Origin of the sequence: Nocardia sp. NPDC019219 (assembly GCF_040632645.1) — a bacterium.
Taxonomy (GTDB): Bacteria; Actinomycetota; Actinomycetes; order Mycobacteriales; family Mycobacteriaceae; genus Nocardia; species Nocardia sputorum.
Map to the genome: position 1 here is coordinate 126503 of NZ_JBEYCG010000018.1, position 16785 is coordinate 143287.

General features: G+C 70.5%; 16 protein-coding genes. 9 read left to right on the top strand and 7 right to left on the bottom strand.

Translation table 11 applies throughout. The annotated features are described in order from the left end of the window. Positions 1–83: 83 nt before the first annotated feature. From ABZ552_RS28000 to ABZ552_RS28015, 4 genes are all read left to right on the top strand, one after another. Positions 84–1307: an alpha/beta hydrolase gene (locus tag ABZ552_RS28000; RefSeq protein ID WP_357440839.1), complete on the top strand. Its 1224-nt coding sequence runs from the start codon at positions 84–86 to the stop codon at positions 1305–1307. 102 nt (positions 1308–1409) lie between these two features. Then, positions 1410–2504, top strand: coding sequence for an LLM class flavin-dependent oxidoreductase (locus ABZ552_RS28005; RefSeq protein WP_281875123.1), 1095 nt, complete (start codon positions 1410–1412; stop codon positions 2502–2504). Continuing rightward, positions 2501–3106: an FMN reductase gene (locus ABZ552_RS28010; RefSeq protein ID WP_357440842.1), complete on the top strand. Its 606-nt coding sequence runs from the start codon at positions 2501–2503 to the stop codon at positions 3104–3106. The genes ABZ552_RS28005 and ABZ552_RS28010 overlap by 4 nt, the downstream gene beginning before the upstream one ends. A gap of 71 nt (positions 3107–3177) precedes the next feature. After that, positions 3178–3726, top strand: a complete 549-nt coding sequence (locus tag ABZ552_RS28015; RefSeq protein ID WP_281875125.1) for a YceI family protein — start codon at positions 3178–3180, stop codon at positions 3724–3726. 50 nt (positions 3727–3776) lie between these two features. Here ABZ552_RS28015 and ABZ552_RS28020 read toward each other — a convergent pair whose 3' ends face one another. The 3 genes from ABZ552_RS28020 to ABZ552_RS28030 form a co-directional block, all read right to left on the bottom strand. Then, entirely contained in the window at positions 3777–4592 is an 816-nt protein-coding gene (locus ABZ552_RS28020; RefSeq protein WP_281875126.1) for a DUF72 domain-containing protein, read from the bottom strand. Between the two features lie 87 nt (positions 4593–4679). Further along, on the bottom strand, positions 4680–6197 hold the full coding sequence (gene glpK, locus ABZ552_RS28025) for a glycerol kinase GlpK (RefSeq protein ID WP_281875127.1): 1518 nt from the start codon (positions 6195–6197) through the stop codon (positions 4680–4682). A gap of 48 nt (positions 6198–6245) precedes the next feature. Then, entirely contained in the window at positions 6246–7010 is a 765-nt protein-coding gene (locus tag ABZ552_RS28030) for an IclR family transcriptional regulator (RefSeq protein WP_281875128.1), read from the bottom strand. 256 nt (positions 7011–7266) lie between these two features. Here ABZ552_RS28030 and ABZ552_RS28035 point away from each other — a divergent pair, with 256 nt between their 5' ends. The 3 genes from ABZ552_RS28035 to glpD are packed head-to-tail and all read left to right on the top strand — an operon-like array spanning position 7267 to position 11366. After that, a complete protein-coding gene (locus ABZ552_RS28035) occupies positions 7267–8076 on the top strand; it encodes an MIP/aquaporin family protein (protein ID WP_281875129.1) in 810 nt (269 codons plus the stop codon). Positions 8077–8114: 38 nt separating this feature from the next. Continuing rightward, positions 8115–9635: a glycerol kinase GlpK gene (gene glpK, locus ABZ552_RS28040; protein WP_281875130.1), complete on the top strand. Its 1521-nt coding sequence runs from the start codon at positions 8115–8117 to the stop codon at positions 9633–9635. 51 nt (positions 9636–9686) lie between these two features. Further along, a complete protein-coding gene (gene glpD / locus ABZ552_RS28045) occupies positions 9687–11366 on the top strand; it encodes a glycerol-3-phosphate dehydrogenase (protein ID WP_281875131.1) in 1680 nt (559 codons plus the stop codon). A 49-nt stretch (positions 11367–11415) separates the two neighbouring features. On the opposite strand, the gene ABZ552_RS28050 is transcribed toward glpD, so the two are convergent. Beyond that, the gene (locus ABZ552_RS28050) at positions 11416–11580 is read right to left on the bottom strand and encodes a hypothetical protein (RefSeq protein WP_201298045.1); all 165 of its coding nucleotides are present in this window, start codon (positions 11578–11580) and stop codon (positions 11416–11418) included. 118 nt (positions 11581–11698) lie between these two features. Here ABZ552_RS28050 and ABZ552_RS28055 point away from each other — a divergent pair, with 118 nt between their 5' ends. Continuing rightward, on the top strand, positions 11699–12373 hold the full coding sequence (locus tag ABZ552_RS28055; protein WP_281875132.1) for a class I SAM-dependent methyltransferase: 675 nt from the start codon (positions 11699–11701) through the stop codon (positions 12371–12373). Positions 12374–12383: 10 nt separating this feature from the next. Here the strand turns inward: ABZ552_RS28055 and ABZ552_RS28060 are convergent, their stop codons facing one another. From ABZ552_RS28060 to ABZ552_RS28070, 3 genes are read right to left on the bottom strand one after another with little or no spacing between them, the layout of a single operon-like run. Further along, positions 12384–13646 (bottom strand): acyl-CoA dehydrogenase family protein, encoded by a 1263-nt coding sequence (locus tag ABZ552_RS28060; protein ID WP_357440850.1) that lies wholly within the window; start codon positions 13644–13646, stop codon positions 12384–12386. An 8-nt stretch (positions 13647–13654) separates the two neighbouring features. Further along, positions 13655–14653 (bottom strand): phosphotransferase family protein, encoded by a 999-nt coding sequence (locus ABZ552_RS28065; protein WP_357440852.1) that lies wholly within the window; start codon positions 14651–14653, stop codon positions 13655–13657. Continuing rightward, a complete protein-coding gene (locus tag ABZ552_RS28070; protein WP_281916806.1) occupies positions 14650–14946 on the bottom strand; it encodes a DUF6285 domain-containing protein in 297 nt (98 codons plus the stop codon). The genes ABZ552_RS28065 and ABZ552_RS28070 overlap by 4 nt, the downstream gene beginning before the upstream one ends. A gap of 327 nt (positions 14947–15273) precedes the next feature. On the opposite strand from ABZ552_RS28070, the gene ABZ552_RS28075 reads away from it, so the two are divergent. Then, complete coding sequence (locus ABZ552_RS28075; RefSeq protein ID WP_357440936.1) at positions 15274–16446, top strand: Ig-like domain-containing protein; 1173 nt, start codon at positions 15274–15276, stop codon at positions 16444–16446. Positions 16447–16785 lie beyond the last annotated feature (339 nt).

The following is a 16785-nucleotide window of genomic DNA, read 5'->3' on the forward strand; positions in this document are numbered from 1 at the left end:
GGCACGAAGTCCGACCTATGTTGGAGGCGGCGAGCTTCGGCCCGGCAGCGGAGACCTGGATGACCGACGAGCGAGGAGCGGATATGACCGTGCCCGGAAAGTCCGCGACCCCGCGTCGCGTCGCCCGCGCCGGGCTGCTCGCGCTCGCCGGCGCGCTCGCCGCGTATCTCGCCCTCGGCCAACTGCTCGCGGTCCTGCCGGTTTCCTGGACGATGCCGTTGCTGCGCAACGCGTTCGTCCAGTCGGCCGTGCTCTTGCTCGGCGCGGTCCGGGACGCGCTCGGCTCGTGGAACATGGTGCTGGCGGTGATCGCGACCGGGCTCGCGGTGACGGCGTTGCGCTCGGGGAAGCGTGGACGGCGCTCGGCGGGCGCGGTGACCGGCGTGTCCGCCGCCGGTCTGGTCCTGTCCGTCGTGACCAGCGCGACGCTGGTGTTCGCGGGGCGCGACGCGGCGGGCGTCTGGATTCCGTTCGCCCCGGCCGTCCCGTTCAGCACCGTCGGCGATGCTCCTGCCGAGACCGTCACCTACGCGACCGTCGACGGGCAACCCATCCAGGCGGATCTGTACCTGCCCGCGCCGGGGCCGGTACCGGCGCCGCTGGTGGTGAGCATCCACGGCGGCGCGTTCGTCGGGGGCAGTCGCGGCACCGACGCCTACACGAGCTGGCTGGCCGGCAACGGATACGCCGTGCTCGACATGGACTACCGCCTCTCCGGCGCGGCCGACCACCGCTGGGACACCGCGGACGCCGACATCGCGTGCGCGCTGACCTGGGCCGCCGCGAACGCGCAGCGGTACCACTGGGATATGCGCCGGGTCGCCACGTTCGGCGAATCGGCGGGCGGCAATCTGGCCGTCAACGTCGCGAACAAGAGCAACGCGGGCGCCCTGCGGCCCAGCTGCGGCAGCGCCGCGGAGCTGCCGAAAGTGCGCGCGGCGATCGCGCTGTACCCGGCGGTGGACCTGGCCGCGTCGGGCACGGAGACCGCGCTCGGCGTCGACGCGGCCCGGCAATACCTCGGCGGAACGCCCGAACAGTATCCCGCCCGCTACGCCGCGACGAGCTCCGCTCCGCACGTCACCGTCGACTCCCCGCCCACCTTGCTGGTCCAGGGAGCGAGTGATCACCTCGTGCTCGCCGAGCACACCGCGGCCTACGCCACCGCGCTCGAGACCGCGGGCGTCCCGCAGCGCTACGTCGAGCTGCCCTTCCTGGAGCACGCCTTCGGCACCACCGAATTGGACACCGGCGCGCAGGTCACCCGCGAACTCACCCGCACCTGGCTGGCCGAGTACCTGACGTAACCGACGCCACATCGCCGCGCCGGGAATACCCGCGTGCCTCATCCCGTTCCTTTGGTTGCCATATCCACCAAATTGAGTCAGACTGAGAACGAAGGAGGCGTCGTGCAGTTCGGAATCTTCACGGTCGGCGATGTGACGACCGACCCCACGACCGGCCGGACGCCGAGTGAGCACGAGCGCATCAAGGCGATGGTGACGATCGCGCGCAAGGCCGAGGAAGTCGGGCTGGACGTGTTCGCCACGGGCGAGCACCACAACCGGCCGTTCGTGCCGTCGTCGCCGACGACGATGCTCGGCTACATCGCGGCGCAGACCGAGCGGCTCCAGCTCTCCACCGCGACGACGCTGATCACCACGAACGATCCGGTGAAGATCGCCGAGGACTTCGCCATGCTGCAGCACCTGGCCGACGGGCGGGTGGACCTGATGCTCGGCCGCGGCAACACCGGGCCGGTCTACCCCTGGTTCGGCAAGGACATCCGCGACGGCATCCCGCTGGCGATCGAGAACTACCACCTGCTGCACCGGCTCTGGCGCGAAGACGTGGTCGACTGGGAGGGCAAATTCCGCACGCCGCTGCAGTCGTTCACCTCGACGCCGCGCCCGCTGGACGACGTGCCGCCGTTCGTCTGGCACGGCTCGATCCGCAGCCCCGAGATCGCCGAGCAGGCCGCCTACTACGGCGACGGATTCTTCGCCAACAACATCTTCTGGCCGAAGGAGCACTTCCAGCGACTGATCGCACTGTATCGGCAGCGCTACGAGCACTACGGTCACGGCTCCGCCGACCAGGCGATCGTCGGCCTGGGCGGACAGGTGTTCATTCGCAAGAACTCCCAGGACGCGGTGCGCGAATTCCGGCCCTACTTCGACAACGCGCCGGTGTACGGGCACGGCCCGTCGCTGGAGGAGTTCACTGAACAGACGCCGCTCACCGTGGGCAGTCCGCAGGAGGTCATCGACAAGACGCTCACCTTCCGCGAGTCGTTCGGCGACTACCAGCGCCAGCTGTTCCTGATGGATCACGCCGGGCTTCCGCTGAAGACCGTGCTCGAGCAACTGGATCTGCTCGGCGAGGAAGTGGTCCCGGTGCTGCGCAAGGAGTTCGCGGCCGGACGCCCCGCGCAGGTGCCGGACGCGCCCACGCACGCGAGCCTGGTCGCCGCCCGCGACGCCGCCCTGGAGGCGACCCGATGACCCGCATCGCCGTCGTCTCCGCGGGCCTGTCGCAGCCGTCGTCGACCCGGCTGCTGGCCGACCGGCTCGCCGCCGCCACCGGCACGGCACTGTCCACGCACGCCGGGGACGTGACATTCGACGTGGTGGAAGTGCGCGAGCACGCCCGCGATCTGGCCGACAACCTGCTGACCGGATTCGCGCCGGGCGGGCTGCGCGCGACGATCGACAGCGTGACCGGCGCCGACGGTCTGATCGCCGTCACGCCGATCTTCAACGCCTCCTACAGCGGCCTGTTCAAGACGTTCTTCGACGTGCTGGAACCGGAGTCGCTGGCCGGGATGCCGGTGCTGCTCGGTGCGACCGGCGGCTCGGCGCGCCATTCCCTCGCGCTGGAGCACGCCTTGCGCCCGATGTTCAGCTACCTGCGCGCGGTGGTGGCGCCCACCGCCGTCTACGCGGCGTCGGAAGACTGGGCGTCCGCGACGGCAGAGGGTCTCAGGGTCCGGATCGACCGCGCGGCAACGGAATTCGCCGCCATGCTGACCAACACACCGCGCCCGCGTGCCGCTGATCCGTACGACGACCCGGTACCGTTCGCACAGCTACTCGGCACCCACTGATCTCCCCACAACCGAACCCCTTCCACACCAACACCCAATTAGTTCAAATCTCAACTATCTAGGAGATATCCATGTCGACCCGAACCACCAACGCGCTGACCGCGGGCACCTGGGCCATCGACCCCGCCCACTCCACCCTCGGCTTCTCGGTACGCCACCTGATGGTCAGCAAGGTGCGCGGCCGCTTCACCGACTTCTCCGGCAAGCTGGTCATCGGCGAGGACGGCAGCGCCTCGGCCGAGGCCGAGATCCGGGTCGACTCGGTCACCACCGACAACGAACAGCGCGACGCGCACCTGCGCACCGCCGACTTCTTCCAGGCCGAGCAGTTCCCGGTGGCCACGTTCAAGTCCACCGGTTTCCGGGTGAACGGCGACGACTTCGTGGTGGACGGCGAATTCACCATCCGCGGCGTCACCAAGCCGGTCTCGCTGGAGGTGGAGTTCCTCGGCGTCAACCCCGGCATGGGCCAGGGGCCGGTCGCGGGCTTCGAGGCCAAGACCGTGATCAACCGCCGCGACTTCGGCATCACCATCGACATGCCGCTGCCCGACGGCGGCGCGGTGATCGGCGACAAGATCACCCTCACCCTGGAGGTCGAGGTCGGCCTGCAGTCCTGAGCGATCCGGTCCCGTAGGAGCCGAGTGTTCCTGCGGGACCGGGCATCGGGTCAGAAGAGGGTCATCGGTTCGGCCGCGGCGGGCTCGGGCAGCGGGTCGAGTTCGGGCAGCCGGGCACGGACCTCGTCGTGGAAGCGGCGGGCCAGTTCCAGCGAGCCCGCATTGTCCGGCGTGTGCAGGAACACCGTCGGCGACCGGCCTTCCCGCAGCCATCCGGCCACCGTGCCGACCCACGGCTGCCAGCCCTCGACGGTCCGCCGGACGTCGTCGCGGCCGTGGTATCGCACGATGGGGTATTCGGTCAGCGCGCGCATCCTGCGCCGCACCCGGGGCTTCTTCGCCGCCGCCTCCTGTTCCGCCGCGCTGGTGGGCGGACCGTCGAAAAGAACGGTGGTGTCGAAGGGGACCCATTCGGCTTCTACCCTCGACAGCACGTATTCCAGGCTGCGCGCCGCCTGCTCGTCGGCGAAGAACGCGGGATGCCGGACCTCGACGGCGATCCGGTGGGCGCGCGGCGCCTGCCGCAGGAACCCGGCCAGCGCACCGAGATCGGTGGGTCCGAACGAGCCGGGCAACTGCACCCACAGCGCGTGGACGCGTTCCCCGAGCGGCTCCATCGCGGCGAGGAAAGCTCGCAGTTCCTCCTCCGCGCCGGTCAGCCTGCGTTCGTGGGTGATCGGCCTGGGCAGCTTGAGCACGAACCGGAACGCGGGATCGCATTGCGCCGCCCACGATTCCACCGTGCGCCGCGACGGCGTCGCGTAGAACGTCGTGTTGCCTTCGACCGCGTTGCACCACGTCGCGTACCAGCGCAGCCGCTCCCCCGGCGGGAGCTGCCGTTCCTGCCAAGCCGCGTGCGTCCACATCGCACATCCCACGTGAAGCCGCATACTTCCGACGCTAACCCACCCTCCCGACACGACTGTCCGGCGGCACGTGCCCGCCACCCGGGCTCACCGGCGCGCCCGTTTCCGCGACCGAACCCAGCCGAAGGTCAGCTCGACGGCGCGCTTCCAGTTGTCGTACTCGTCCTCTCGCAGCTCGGGATCCATCCGCGGAACCCATTGCGCCGCAAGGCGCCAATTGTTCCGCAGCCCCTCGAGATCGGGCCAGTAACCCACGGCGAGGCCCGCGGCGTACGCGGCGCCGAGCGAGACCGTCTCGGCGACGAACGGACGCGACACCGGAACGTCCAGCACATCGGCCACGATCTGCATCAGCAGGTTGTTCGAGGTCATCCCGCCGTCCACGCGCAGGGCCGCGGTGCGGAGGCCGGAGTCGGCGTTCATCGCCTCCACCACGTCGCGGGTCTGCCAGGCGGTGGCCTCCAGCACGGCGCGGGCGATGTGGCCCTTGGTGACGTAGGAGGTGAGCCCGGCGATGAGCCCGCGCGCGTCGCTGCGCCAATGCGGCGCGTACAGGCCGGAGAACGCGGGCACCACGTAACAGCCGCCGTTGTCTTCCACCGTGCGCGCGAGGGTTTCGATCTCCGGCGCGCTGGTGACCAGCCCGATGTTGTCGCGTACCCACTGCACGAGCGAGCCGGTGACCGCGATCGGGCCCTCCAGCGCGTAGACCGGCTCCGGGCCGATCTGGTAGCCGATCGTGGTGAGCAGACCGTGCTCGGAGCGCACCAGCTCGCGTCCGGTGTTCATCATGAGGAAGCCGCCGGTGCCGTAGGTGCACTTGGTCTCCCCGCGCGCGAAACAGGTCTGGCCGAACAACGCCGCGTGCTGGTCGCCGAGCGCGGCGGCGATCGGGATGCCGGGCACCACCCGGCGCGTGCTGCCGTAGGACGCGGTCGACCGCTGGATCCGCGGCAGCATACGGGCGGGGATGCCGAAGAACTCCAGCAGTTCGGCGTCCCAGGTGAGGGTGCGCAAGTTCAGCAACAGAGTGCGGCTTGCGTTGGTGACGTCGGTGAAATGCAGCCCGCCGTCGGGGCCTCCGGTGAGGTTCCAGATCAGCCAGGTCTCCATGGTGCCGAACAGCACCTCGCCCCGCTCCGCGCGGTCGCGCAGACCGGGCACCGAGTCCAGCATCCAGCGCAACCGCGGCGCGGCGAAATAGCTGGCCAGCGGCAGGCCGCACAGCTCACGAATGCGGCCGGAGCCCGGCGCGCTCTCCAGTTCCCGGACCAGTTCCTCGGTCCGGACGTCCTGCCAGACGATCGCGCGGCCGATCGGCGTGCCGGTGCGGCGGTCCCACACCACGGTGGTCTCGCGCTGGTTCGCGATGCCGAGCGCGGCGATGCGGTCGGCGGTCACGCCGGAATCCCGCAGCGCCTGCGGGACGATGCGCTCGACATTGCGCCAGATCTCCAGCGCGTCCTGTTCGGCCCATCCCGGCCGCGGATAGTGCTGCCGGTGCGGGCGCTGGGCGACACCGACGAGCCGGGCGCGCTGGTCGAACAGGATGCACCGCGTCGAGGTGGTGCCCTGGTCGATGGCCAGCACGTAACGCTGCTTCATGCTCGGCTGCTCCTGCTCGACATCGGCTGGTCACCGGCGGGGCGAAAGTCAGTGCCCCGCACCGAGATCACGCGACACCGCCCGTGCGGCGTCGAGCACCTGGCCGACCAGCGCGGGCCGGTGCCGCAACTGGGCGTCGCAGAGCCGGTCCACCGCGCCGGTGATGCCGATGGCGCCGACCACGAGTCCACCGGGCGCCCGGATCGGCGCGGCGATCCCCGCCTCGCCCGTGCGGAATTCCTCGGTATCGCCCGCCCAGCCGGCCTGCCGCACGCCGCCCAGCGCCCGGGCGAGCGCGGTGCGGTCGACGAGGGTCCGGTGGGTGAGTGGGGCGAGCTCGGCGCGGCGCATCGTGGCGGCCAGGTCGGCGTCGTAGGCGAGCAGGACCTTGCCCAGCGCGGTGGCGTGCGGCGGCAGCAGTTCGCCGAGTTCGAGCGCCTGCTGGGTGTTGTCCGGCCGGAACACGTGATGCACCACGACCACCGCTCCGTCCATCGGCGCGCCGATCCGCACCGACTCGCCTGTGCGCGCCGCCAGCGCGTCGGCCCAATTGATCGCGCGCGAACGCAACTCGTTCGCGTCGAGGTAGCTGGTGCCCAGGTGCAGCAGCGCCGCACCGAGTTGGTACTTGCCGGTGGCCGGGTCCTGTTCGACGAAGCCGACGCCCTGGAGAGTGCGCAGGATGCCGTGCGCGGTCGGCTTGGGCAGGTCGAGCGCGCCCGCGATGTCGCCGACGCCGAGCCGCCCGGAACCACGGGCCAGCAGCCGCAGCACGGCCGCCGCCCGCTCGATCGATTGGATCGCACCCGGCATGTCGGAAAACCTACTCGCGTCGTGATTCGACATTGTCGAACGGTTGGTAATACCCGGGCAACATCAGTGAAACCGGGTGTGAGCTGCGCCATACATCCTCCTCGCGCGTCGGACGGTAGTGGCGCCGCCTTCCGGCAACCAGTCGAGGCGTTCGACATTGTCGAACGGCAGCGGTATCCGGCTCGCTCGTCCCGCCGTAACTTCCGTTGCACGCACGATCGCGTCCGCGACGTGCGGGGCGAACGGAGGCTCAACGATGAACTTCGGCTCGATCTTCCTCAGCGAAGCGCTCGGCACAGGCGTGCTGGTGCTGCTCGGGGTCGGTGTGGTCGCGAACGTATTGCTGGCGAAGTCCAAAGGGTTGGACGGCGGCTGGCTGCTGATCAACGTGGGATGGGGGTTCGCCGTGCTGGCCGGCGTTTACGTCGCCTACAAGACCGGCGGCCATCTGAACCCCGCGGTCACCGTCGGCATCCTGTTCAGCGGCGCCGACGAGTTCGCCCCCGGCATCGCGGTCTCCGGCTCCGCGACACTCGCGTATCTGAGCGGCCAATTCGCCGGCGCGTTCCTCGGCGCGACCGTCGCCTACCTGGCCTACAAGCGCCACTTCGACGCCGAGACCGACGAGGAGAAGAAGCTCGCGGTATTCGCCACCGGCCCCGCGATCCGCGCCCTGCGCTGGAACTTCGTCACCGAAGTGATCGGCACGTTCACCCTCGTCCTGGTGATCCTCACCTTCGGCCACACGCCGAGCGGGCTCGGCCCGGCCGCCGCCGCGCTGTTGGTCGTCGGCATCGGCGCCTCGCTGGGCGGTCCGACCGGCTACGCCATCAACCCCGCTCGCGATCTCGGCCCCCGCATCGCGCACGCCCTGCTGCCGGTGAGCAAATCCGTCCCCGCCGACGCGGTCCTGGTCCCGGTGGGCGCGGGCGCTCCCGCACCGGCCGGATCGCCCGACGCCGCGCCGCGCGGCAAGGACTCCGACTGGGGTTACGCCTGGGTGCCGGTACTCGGTCCGCTGCTCGGCGGCGCGCTGGCCGGGCTCGCCGCACAGTTCCTGTTCTGAATCCTTCTCTCCCGCAGTAGTTTCCCGAAAGGACCGCGATGAGCCAGTACGTCGGCGCCATCGACCAGGGCACCACGAGCACTCGCTTCATGGTGTTCGACCACGGTGGCAACGAGGTCGCCCGCCACCAGCTCGAGCACGAGCAGATCCTGCCGCGCCCCGGCTGGGTGGAGCACAATCCGACCGAGATCTGGGAGCGCACCCGCGCGGTCATCCAGACCACCCTGACCAAGGCCGATCTCGTCGCGAGCGACCTGGCCGCGGTCGGCGTCACCAACCAGCGGGAGACCACGGTGGTGTGGAACCGCAAGACCGGGCGGCCGTACTGCAACGCGATCGTCTGGCAGGACACCCGCACCGATCGCATCGCCGCCGAACTGGAACGGGCCGGCCACGGCGACACCATCCGGCGCAAGGCGGGCCTGCCGCCCGCCACCTACTTCTCCGGCGGCAAGCTGCGCTGGATCCTGGACAACGTCCCGGGGGTGGCCGAGGACGCCGAACGCGGCGACGCGCTGTTCGGCACCACCGACACCTGGCTGCTGTGGCAGCTGACCGGCGGGGTGGACGGCGGCGTGCACGTCACCGACCCGACCAACGCCAGCCGCACGATGCTGATGGACCTGGAGACCCTGGACTGGGACGACGAACTGCTGTCGGTGTTCGGCGTGCCGCGTGCGATGCTGCCCACGATCGCGCCCTCGGCCAACCCGGACCTGTTCGGCACCACCCGGGCCGACGGACCGTTCGGCGGCGTCGTGCCGCTGGCCGGTGTGCTCGGCGACCAGCAGGCCGCCACGGTCGGACAGGTCTGCTTCCGTCCCGGCGAGGCCAAGAACACCTACGGCACCGGCAACTTCCTGCTGCTCAACACCGGCACCGAGATCGTGCGCTCCCAGCACGGCCTGCTGACCACGGTGGCCTACCAGTTCGGCGCGCAGAAGCCGGTGTACGCGCTGGAAGGCTCGATCGCGGTGACCGGCTCGGCGGTGCAGTGGCTGCGCGACCAGCTGGGCATCATCTCCGGCGCGGCGCAGAGCGAATCGCTGGCCCGGCAGGCCGAGGACAACGGCGGGGTGTATTTCGTGCCCGCGTTCTCCGGCTTGTTCGCGCCGTACTGGCGCTCGGACGCGCGGGGCGCGATCGTCGGCCTGTCCCGCTACAGCACCAACGCCCATCTGGCGCGGGCGACGCTGGAATCGATCTGCTACCAGACCCGCGACGTGGTCGAGGCGATGCAGGCCGACTCCGGCGTCCAGCTGGACGTGCTGCGGGTGGACGGCGGCGTCACCGCCAACGAGCTGTGCATGCAGTTGCAGGCCGATTTCCTCGGCGTGCCGGTGTCGCGCCCGGTGGTCGCCGAGACCACCGCGCTCGGCGCCGCCTACGCGGCCGGGCTGGCGGTCGGCTTCTGGAACGACACCGACGAGCTGGAACAGAACTGGAACGAAGCCAAGCGCTGGAACCCGACCTGGTCGGCGGAGCAGCGCGAGCGTGGCTACGCGCGCTGGAAGAAGGCCGTCGCCCGCACCCTGGACTGGATCGACGTCGACGAATGAGGGGCGACGCCGTCCTCCCCGAATAACCCCGAAACAAGGAGAGATACCGCTGTGTCCGCACGATTGGACGCCAAGTACCGCGCCCGCGCGGTGAACGCACTCGGCGACACCGAGATCGACGTACTCGTCATCGGCGGCGGCGTGGTCGGCGCGGGCGCCGCCCTCGACGCAGCCTCCCGCGGCCTGACCGTGACCCTGGTGGAGGCCAGGGACTTCGCGGCGGGCACCTCCAGCCGCTCCAGCAAGCTCATCCACGGTGGGCTGCGCTACCTGGAGCAGCTGGACTTCTGGCTGGTCCGGGAGGCGCTGAAGGAACGCGGCCTGCTGCTGCACCGGCTGGCCCCGCACCTGGTGCGGCCCGTGTCGTTCCTGCTGCCCTTGCGGCACCGCGTCTGGGAGCGCGCCTACATCGGCGCGGGGGTCGCCCTGTACGACACCATCGGCGGCGCCCGCGCGCTGCCGATGCACCGGCACCTGTCGCGCACCCGCGCGCTGGAACTCGCGCCCGCGCTGCGCGAGGACGCGCTCACCGGCGCGATCCGGTACTTCGACGCGCAGGTCGACGACGCCAGGCACACGATGATGATCGCGCGCACGGCCGCGCAGCACGGCGCGACCGTGCTCACCCGCACCAAGGTGACGGCGCTGCTGCGCGACGGTGAACGCGTCGTCGGCGCGGAGGTCATCGACCGGGAGACCGGCCGGGTGCACACCGTCCGCGCGCGCCGGGTGATCAGCGCCACCGGAGTGTGGACCGACGAGATGAACCGGATGACCGGCGTCGATTTCCCATTCCACGTCCGGATGTCCAAGGGCGTGCACATCCTGGTGCCGCGCCATCGCCTGCACCTGGACACCGGCCTGATCATGCGCACCGAGAAGAGCGTGCTGTTCGTCATCCCGTGGCACCGGCACTGGATCATCGGCACCACCGACACGGACTGGTCGCTGGACAAGGACCATCCGGCGGCCAGCGACGCCGACGTGCGGTACCTGCTCGACCACGTCAACCGGGTGCTGCGCGAACCGCTCACCCGCGACGACGTCGTCGGGACCTACGCGGGGCTGCGGCCGCTGCTGTCCGGAGCGTCGGCCGACACCGCGACGCTCTCGCGGGAGCACGCGGTGGCCGAACCGGCGCCCGGCCTGTTCGTGATCGCGGGCGGCAAGTACACCACCTACCGGGTGATGGCCGCCGACGTCGTGGACGCGGCGGTGGCGGGGTTCGGCCGCGCGGTCGCCCCGTCGGTGACCGAGCACCTGCCGATCCTCGGCGCGGTGGGCTACCAGGAACTCGCCGCCGACCTGGACAGCCTCGCCCAGCGCGCGGGTCTGCCGCGGGCGACGGTCGAGCGTCTGCTCGGCCGGTACGGTTCGGCGATCACCGACCTGTTCGACCTGATCGCCCGCGAGCCCGCGTTGGGCGACCCGCTCACCGGCGCACCCGAGTACCTGGGCGCGGAGGCGGTGTACGCGGTGACGCACGAGGGCGCTCTGCACTTGGACGACGTGCTCACCCGCCGCACCCGGGTCTCCATCGAAGCGCCCGACCGCGGTCTGGCCGCCGCGGCCGAGGTGGCCTGGCTGATCGGCGCGCACCTCGAGTGGGACGCCGAGACCACCGAGCGCGAGATCGCCCGCTACCGCGAGCGGGTGCACGCGGAACTGGCCGCCAATCAGGCGGCCGACGACGAGTCCGCGAACGCGGCCCGCCTGGTCACGGTCGCCTGAGCCCGGTTCGTGGCACGGTTCCCGGCGCGGATCCGTGCCACGCCCGTGCTCACTGATCCATGCCGCTGTGCCCGCTCGGTGTCGACTCGTCGGTCTCGACGTCCGCGCCGGCCGGGTGTTCGTCAGCGTGCGTCGGCTTGGTGTGCTCGTCGGCGAAATCCGCGTCCTGCTGCATCGACTCCGCCGTCGTCGGATCGACATTCGGTGTGCTCATAACCCGCGCGTACCCAGCCCTGCCGCCCTGACGCACACCGGGCAGCCGGCCCGGCGAGGCGCCTCGCCGGGCGTGGCGGGTTGACCTCGAGCGCGGTTGAGGATGGACCATGGTCTGCATGACTCGTCCAGCTGATTTCTGGAACACCGTCTACGACAACGACACCGCACCCTGGGTGATCGGCGAGCCGCAACCGGCCATCGTCGCGCTCGAGCGCGACGGCGGCATCGCCGGACGCGTGCTCGACCCCGGCTGCGGCGCGGGTGAGCACACCATCCTGCTGACCAGGCTCGGATACGACGTGCGCGGCATAGACATGTCGCCGAGCGCGGTGGCGTACGCGCGCGCCAACGCGGCCGAGCAGGGCGTGCCGTCCGCCGCGTTCGAGGTGGCCGACGCGCTCGCGCTCGGCGAACGGCCCGACTTCGCCGGTGACCCGCCCGGCTCCGCGCCCGCGTTCGACACCGTGGTCGACAGCGCGCTGTTCCACGTCTTCGGGACCGAGGACGAGGCGCGCGCCGCCTATGTCCGCAGCCTGCACGCGGTCTGCAAGCCGGGCGGCACGGTCTACGTTCTCGCGCTCTCCGACGTCGAGCCGGGTTTCGGCCCGCGCATCAGCGACACGTTGATCCGGGAGTCGTTCGGCGACGGCTGGACGGTCGAGGACCTCCGCCCGGCCAAGTACCGGGGGCGAGTCACCGACCTGGTCGCCCAAGAGGCCGCGGACCTGGAGATCTCCGAGTCGGGCCAGGTCGACGCCGCGGCGTGGCTGGCCCGGATCCGTCGCCTGTGAACCGTCCTGCTCACACCCCCTTGGGCGCTCCGCTGCCCATGAACCCGAAAAGATAGCCCGCGACCCGCCGCATCTGGATCTCTTCGGCGCCCTCGGTGATCCGATAGCGCCGGTGGTGGCGGTAGATGTGCTCGAACGGCTTGTGCCGGGAGTAGCCGAGGCCGCCGTGCACCTGCATGGCGCGGTCGGCGGCCTCGCAGCACAACCGGTTGGCCCAGTAGTTGCACATCGAGACCTGCTCGGAGACGGCGAACGTGCCGTAGGTGTCCATCGACCACGCGGTCTTGTGGATGAGGGCGCGCAGCATCTCGCACTGGGTGTGCAGCTCCACCAGGGGGAACTGGATCGCCTGGTTGGTGGCCAGCGGCTTGCCGAAGGGCTTGCGCTGTTTGGCGTAGGCCACCGACTCGTCGATGCAGTACTGCGCCGCGCCCAGGCTGGACGCGGCCTGGCGGATCCGGTTCTCGTTGAAGAAGTGCTGCACCACCGCCAAGCCGCGTCCCTCGCCGCCGAAGACGGCGGTGTCCGGTACCCGGACCCTGTCCAGCGCGACGCGAGCGTGGTCGGTGGGCATGTTGAAGGTCCATAGGTATTCCTCCACGACGAATCCGGGCGCGTCGGTGGGCACCAGGAACGCGGTGATGCCCGCGGCGTCGCCCGGCCCGCCCGAGGTGCGCGCGAAGATCAGGTCGGCGTCGGCGATATGCACGCCGGTGTTCCAGGTCTTGCGCCCGGTGATCACCCAGTCGTCCCCGTCGCGCACCGCCGTGGTCTCCATGTGGGTCGCGTCGGAGCCGTGCTCGGGCTCGGTGATGCCGAAGGCGAAGAATTTCGTCCCCGAGGCCAGCCCGTCCACCCACTCCGCCCGCTGGGCGGGTGTGCCGTACTCGAGCATGAGCAGCAAGCCGACGTTGTTGGCGACGATAGCGTGCTCGTTCTGCAGGTCGCAGTGCAGTCCCAGGCCGCGCCGGGCCAAGTGCTCGCGGATCACGGCCATGCCGAGATTGGTGCCGTCCCGGCCGCCGTACTGCGCGGGGAACGCGTACCGCAGGTGACCGGCGGCGTCGGCGCGCCTGCGCACCTCGGCCAGCAACTCCTCCCAGCGCGCGTTCGGCAGGCCGCCGCGATCCCAGTCGGTGCGGGCGTCCTCGCGGCGGTGGTCGAAGAAGCGGATGTTGTCGTCGATCTGCTCGAGCGGCGTGATCTCCCGATCGATGAACGCGTCGAGTTCGGCCAGGTAGTCGACCAGTTCCGCGGGTAGCTCGAAATCCATCGGAGCAGTCAGCCTTTCGCAGTGGGTCGGATCTGCATCAGCAGGTCCCATTCGATTTCCGAGACGCGGCGCCCGCTGGCCGCCATCACGATGTCCCGCACACTGCCGTCCAGATGGGCCGCGGCCTGCCCGGCCAGCCCGACGCCCCAGGCGAGCGTGCACATCACCTTCCACCAGCGGAACCGGTCTTCGTCGAAATCGCCGCCGCCGCGCTGGTAGCCGCGCACGAACGCGGCGCGGCCCGCGAGTCCGCCGAATTCCCGGTCGTCTGCGCGGAAGCGCCACATGCGCAGCGCGGGCCAGGCCACGTCGCGCATCGGATCGCCATGGCGCTGCGCGCCTTCCCAGTCCAGCACAGCCCGCAGGCCGTCCGGGCCGACGACGATGTTGCCGTTGCGCAGGTCGGTGTGCAGCAGCGCGGTGCGGGGCGGCGCGGGCGGGCAGCGGCGTTCCAGCCAGCGCAGGGCGAGGGCGAACACCGGCCGGTCCGGCAAGAGCGCGCGCACGTGCTCGGCCGCCTCGGTCAGCTGACGTCCGGGATCGGCGGCCGCCTCCGGCAGCCGGGTGGGCGCGGTCGACGGATCGATGGCATGCAGGCGGCCCATGGCTTCACCGAGCTGCTCGGCGACTCGTTCGCCGAGACACGCGGCCTCGGTCAGTCGTAAGACTTTGCGGGGCACGGTCTCACCGTCCACCCGTTCGGAGACCACGAACGGCCCTCCGACATACGCGCTATCGGTGCAGATCGCCACCACGGGGGGCACCGGCACGCCATTGGTCCGCGCCAGTTCCCGGACGGCGGCCTCCACGTCGACGGGAACCAGCTCGATCGCGCTCGGCACGATGGTCGCGACCAAGCGCCGTGTCCCACCGCCCAGGTCGGCTTCGAAGGCGACGTTACGGCGGCGAGCCCCGGCGGACAGATATTCGACATTCGACACCGTCACCGGTCGGCCGCCGCCCGACTCGAGGAACGCGGCCAAGCCGCGGGCCAGGTCGGCGCTCACTCGCCCGCCCAGGCGTCGTACCCCGGCTTGGCGATGTCCAGATCGGCCCGCACGACGGAGACCAGCGCTTCCCAGAGTCGCTCGTCATCGCCCTCGGCCACCGCCGCGAGCAACTCACGCTCCCGCTCGGCCGCACCCGGGCCCGATTCGATCTCCCTGCGCACGATCCTGGCGAGGTTGGCCCCCACCCGCGCCTTGTGCTGCAATCCCGCGGGAAGGGCGGGCAGCAGCGTCTCCTCGAGCAGTTCGGCGAGCGATTCCAGCAACTCCGCTGCCGATGGGCGATTCTGCATTCGTTCCCCTCGGTCGGTTCCGGCCCTCAGCATGGCACGCACCTGGGCCGTCCCGATCGGTACTTTCGGCCGTCGGCCGCGGCCGCGCTCGCGACGGACCCGCCGACCGGAAGCGGCAGGCTTGGAGATGGATGCACCGCTTCCTGTGTGGCCGCTGGGAATCCACCGTGGGTCTTCTTCGCACGAGGTCGGGCAGGCGAACGGTCGGTAAACTGCGAGGGGGCAGTAGGCGCGGAGGCGCCATTCGGTGCGCGGGGCGAACACGGGAGAAACGCATTGGCGAGCAGTCGCGTCCGGTCCGGCGTCGTCGCGGGGTTCGCCCTCGTCATGGCGGTGCTCCTGGCGGCGTGCTCGTCTTCGTCCGAACCGGGCGGCACACCGGGGCCCGCGGGCCCTGCGCCCGCGCCCATCGCCATCGCACCCGCATCCGGCGCCCGCGATGTCGATCCCCTCGCACCGGTCCAGGTGAGCACCGCCGACGGCCAGCTGACGTCGGTCACCATGACCAACGAGCAGGGCAAGGTCGTCGAGGGGATCCTGACGCCGGACAAGACGGCCTGGAAACCCACCGAGCCGCTCGGCTACGGCCGCACCTACACGGTGACGGCGGAAGGACTGACCGTCACCGGCCGAACCGGGCCCACCACCTCGACGTTCGCCACGCTGAGCCCGAACAACCAGACGAAGGTCGCGCTGACCACCACGGGCGGCACGCCGCTGTCCGACGGCGGCACGTTCGGCGTGGGCACCGTGGTGGTGGCCCATTTCGACGAGGACATTCCCGACCGCGCCGCCGCCGAGAAGCATCTGGCCGTCACCACCGACCCGCCCGTCGAGGGCTCGTGGTACTGGGTGGACGATCGCAACGCGCACTGGCGCCCGAAGGAGTACTACGCGCCCGGCACCAAAGTGAGCGTGGCGGCGAACATCTACGGCCAGGAACTCGGCCGAGGACTCTACGGCCAAGAGGACACCAAGACCACGTTCACCATCGGCGCGTCGCACGTCTCGATCGCCGACGACAACACCAAGCAGATCCAGGTCTTCGAGAACGGCAGGCTGATCCGCACCATGCCGACCTCGATGGGCATGGGCGGCAGCGAGGTCGTCGCGGGCAAGACGATCACCTTCTGGACCCAGCCCGGGATCTACACGGTGATGGACAAGGCCAATCCGGTGATCATGGATTCGTCCACCTACGGCCTGCCGATCAACTCGCGCCTCGGCTACAAGGAGGCCATCGGCTGGGCGACCCGGATCAGCACCGACGGCATCTACCTGCACCAGCTCGACTCCACCGTCTGGGCGCAGGGCAACACCGACGTGTCCCATGGCTGTCTCAACCTCAGCGGCGAGAACGCCCAGTGGTTCTTCGCTTTCGCCGTCCCCGGTGACGTGGTGGAGATCCGCAACACCGGCGGCGCACCGCTCGAGGTCTGGCAGAACGGCGACTGGGGCCTGCCGTGGGATCAGTGGGTGCAGGGCAGCGCGCTGCGGTAGCGGCCGTCCAGCCGACACGCTGACCGGTCTTGCCGAGGGCGGGAAGCTGCACTACATTCCTGCTCTCGCGAGACCACTCGGTCTCCAATCCCCGCGCGACGCCCCCGGGGCGGCGCCGCGTGGGACCCGCGTTGACGATCGGAGCCGGCTCGATGGCGATGCTGTTGTACTACCTGCTACTACCGCTGTATCTGGCCGAGTCGTTCGTCCGCTTACTGGACTGAGCGCCGATCCGCCCAGCTCTCCGGGTTCGTCCGCTCCTGCTTCCGACGTGGCGCTCGCCTCGCCGCCCCTCGCTCCCGGCGCATCGGCGGCTCGGGCTGCCCGCCGCCAAAGCGC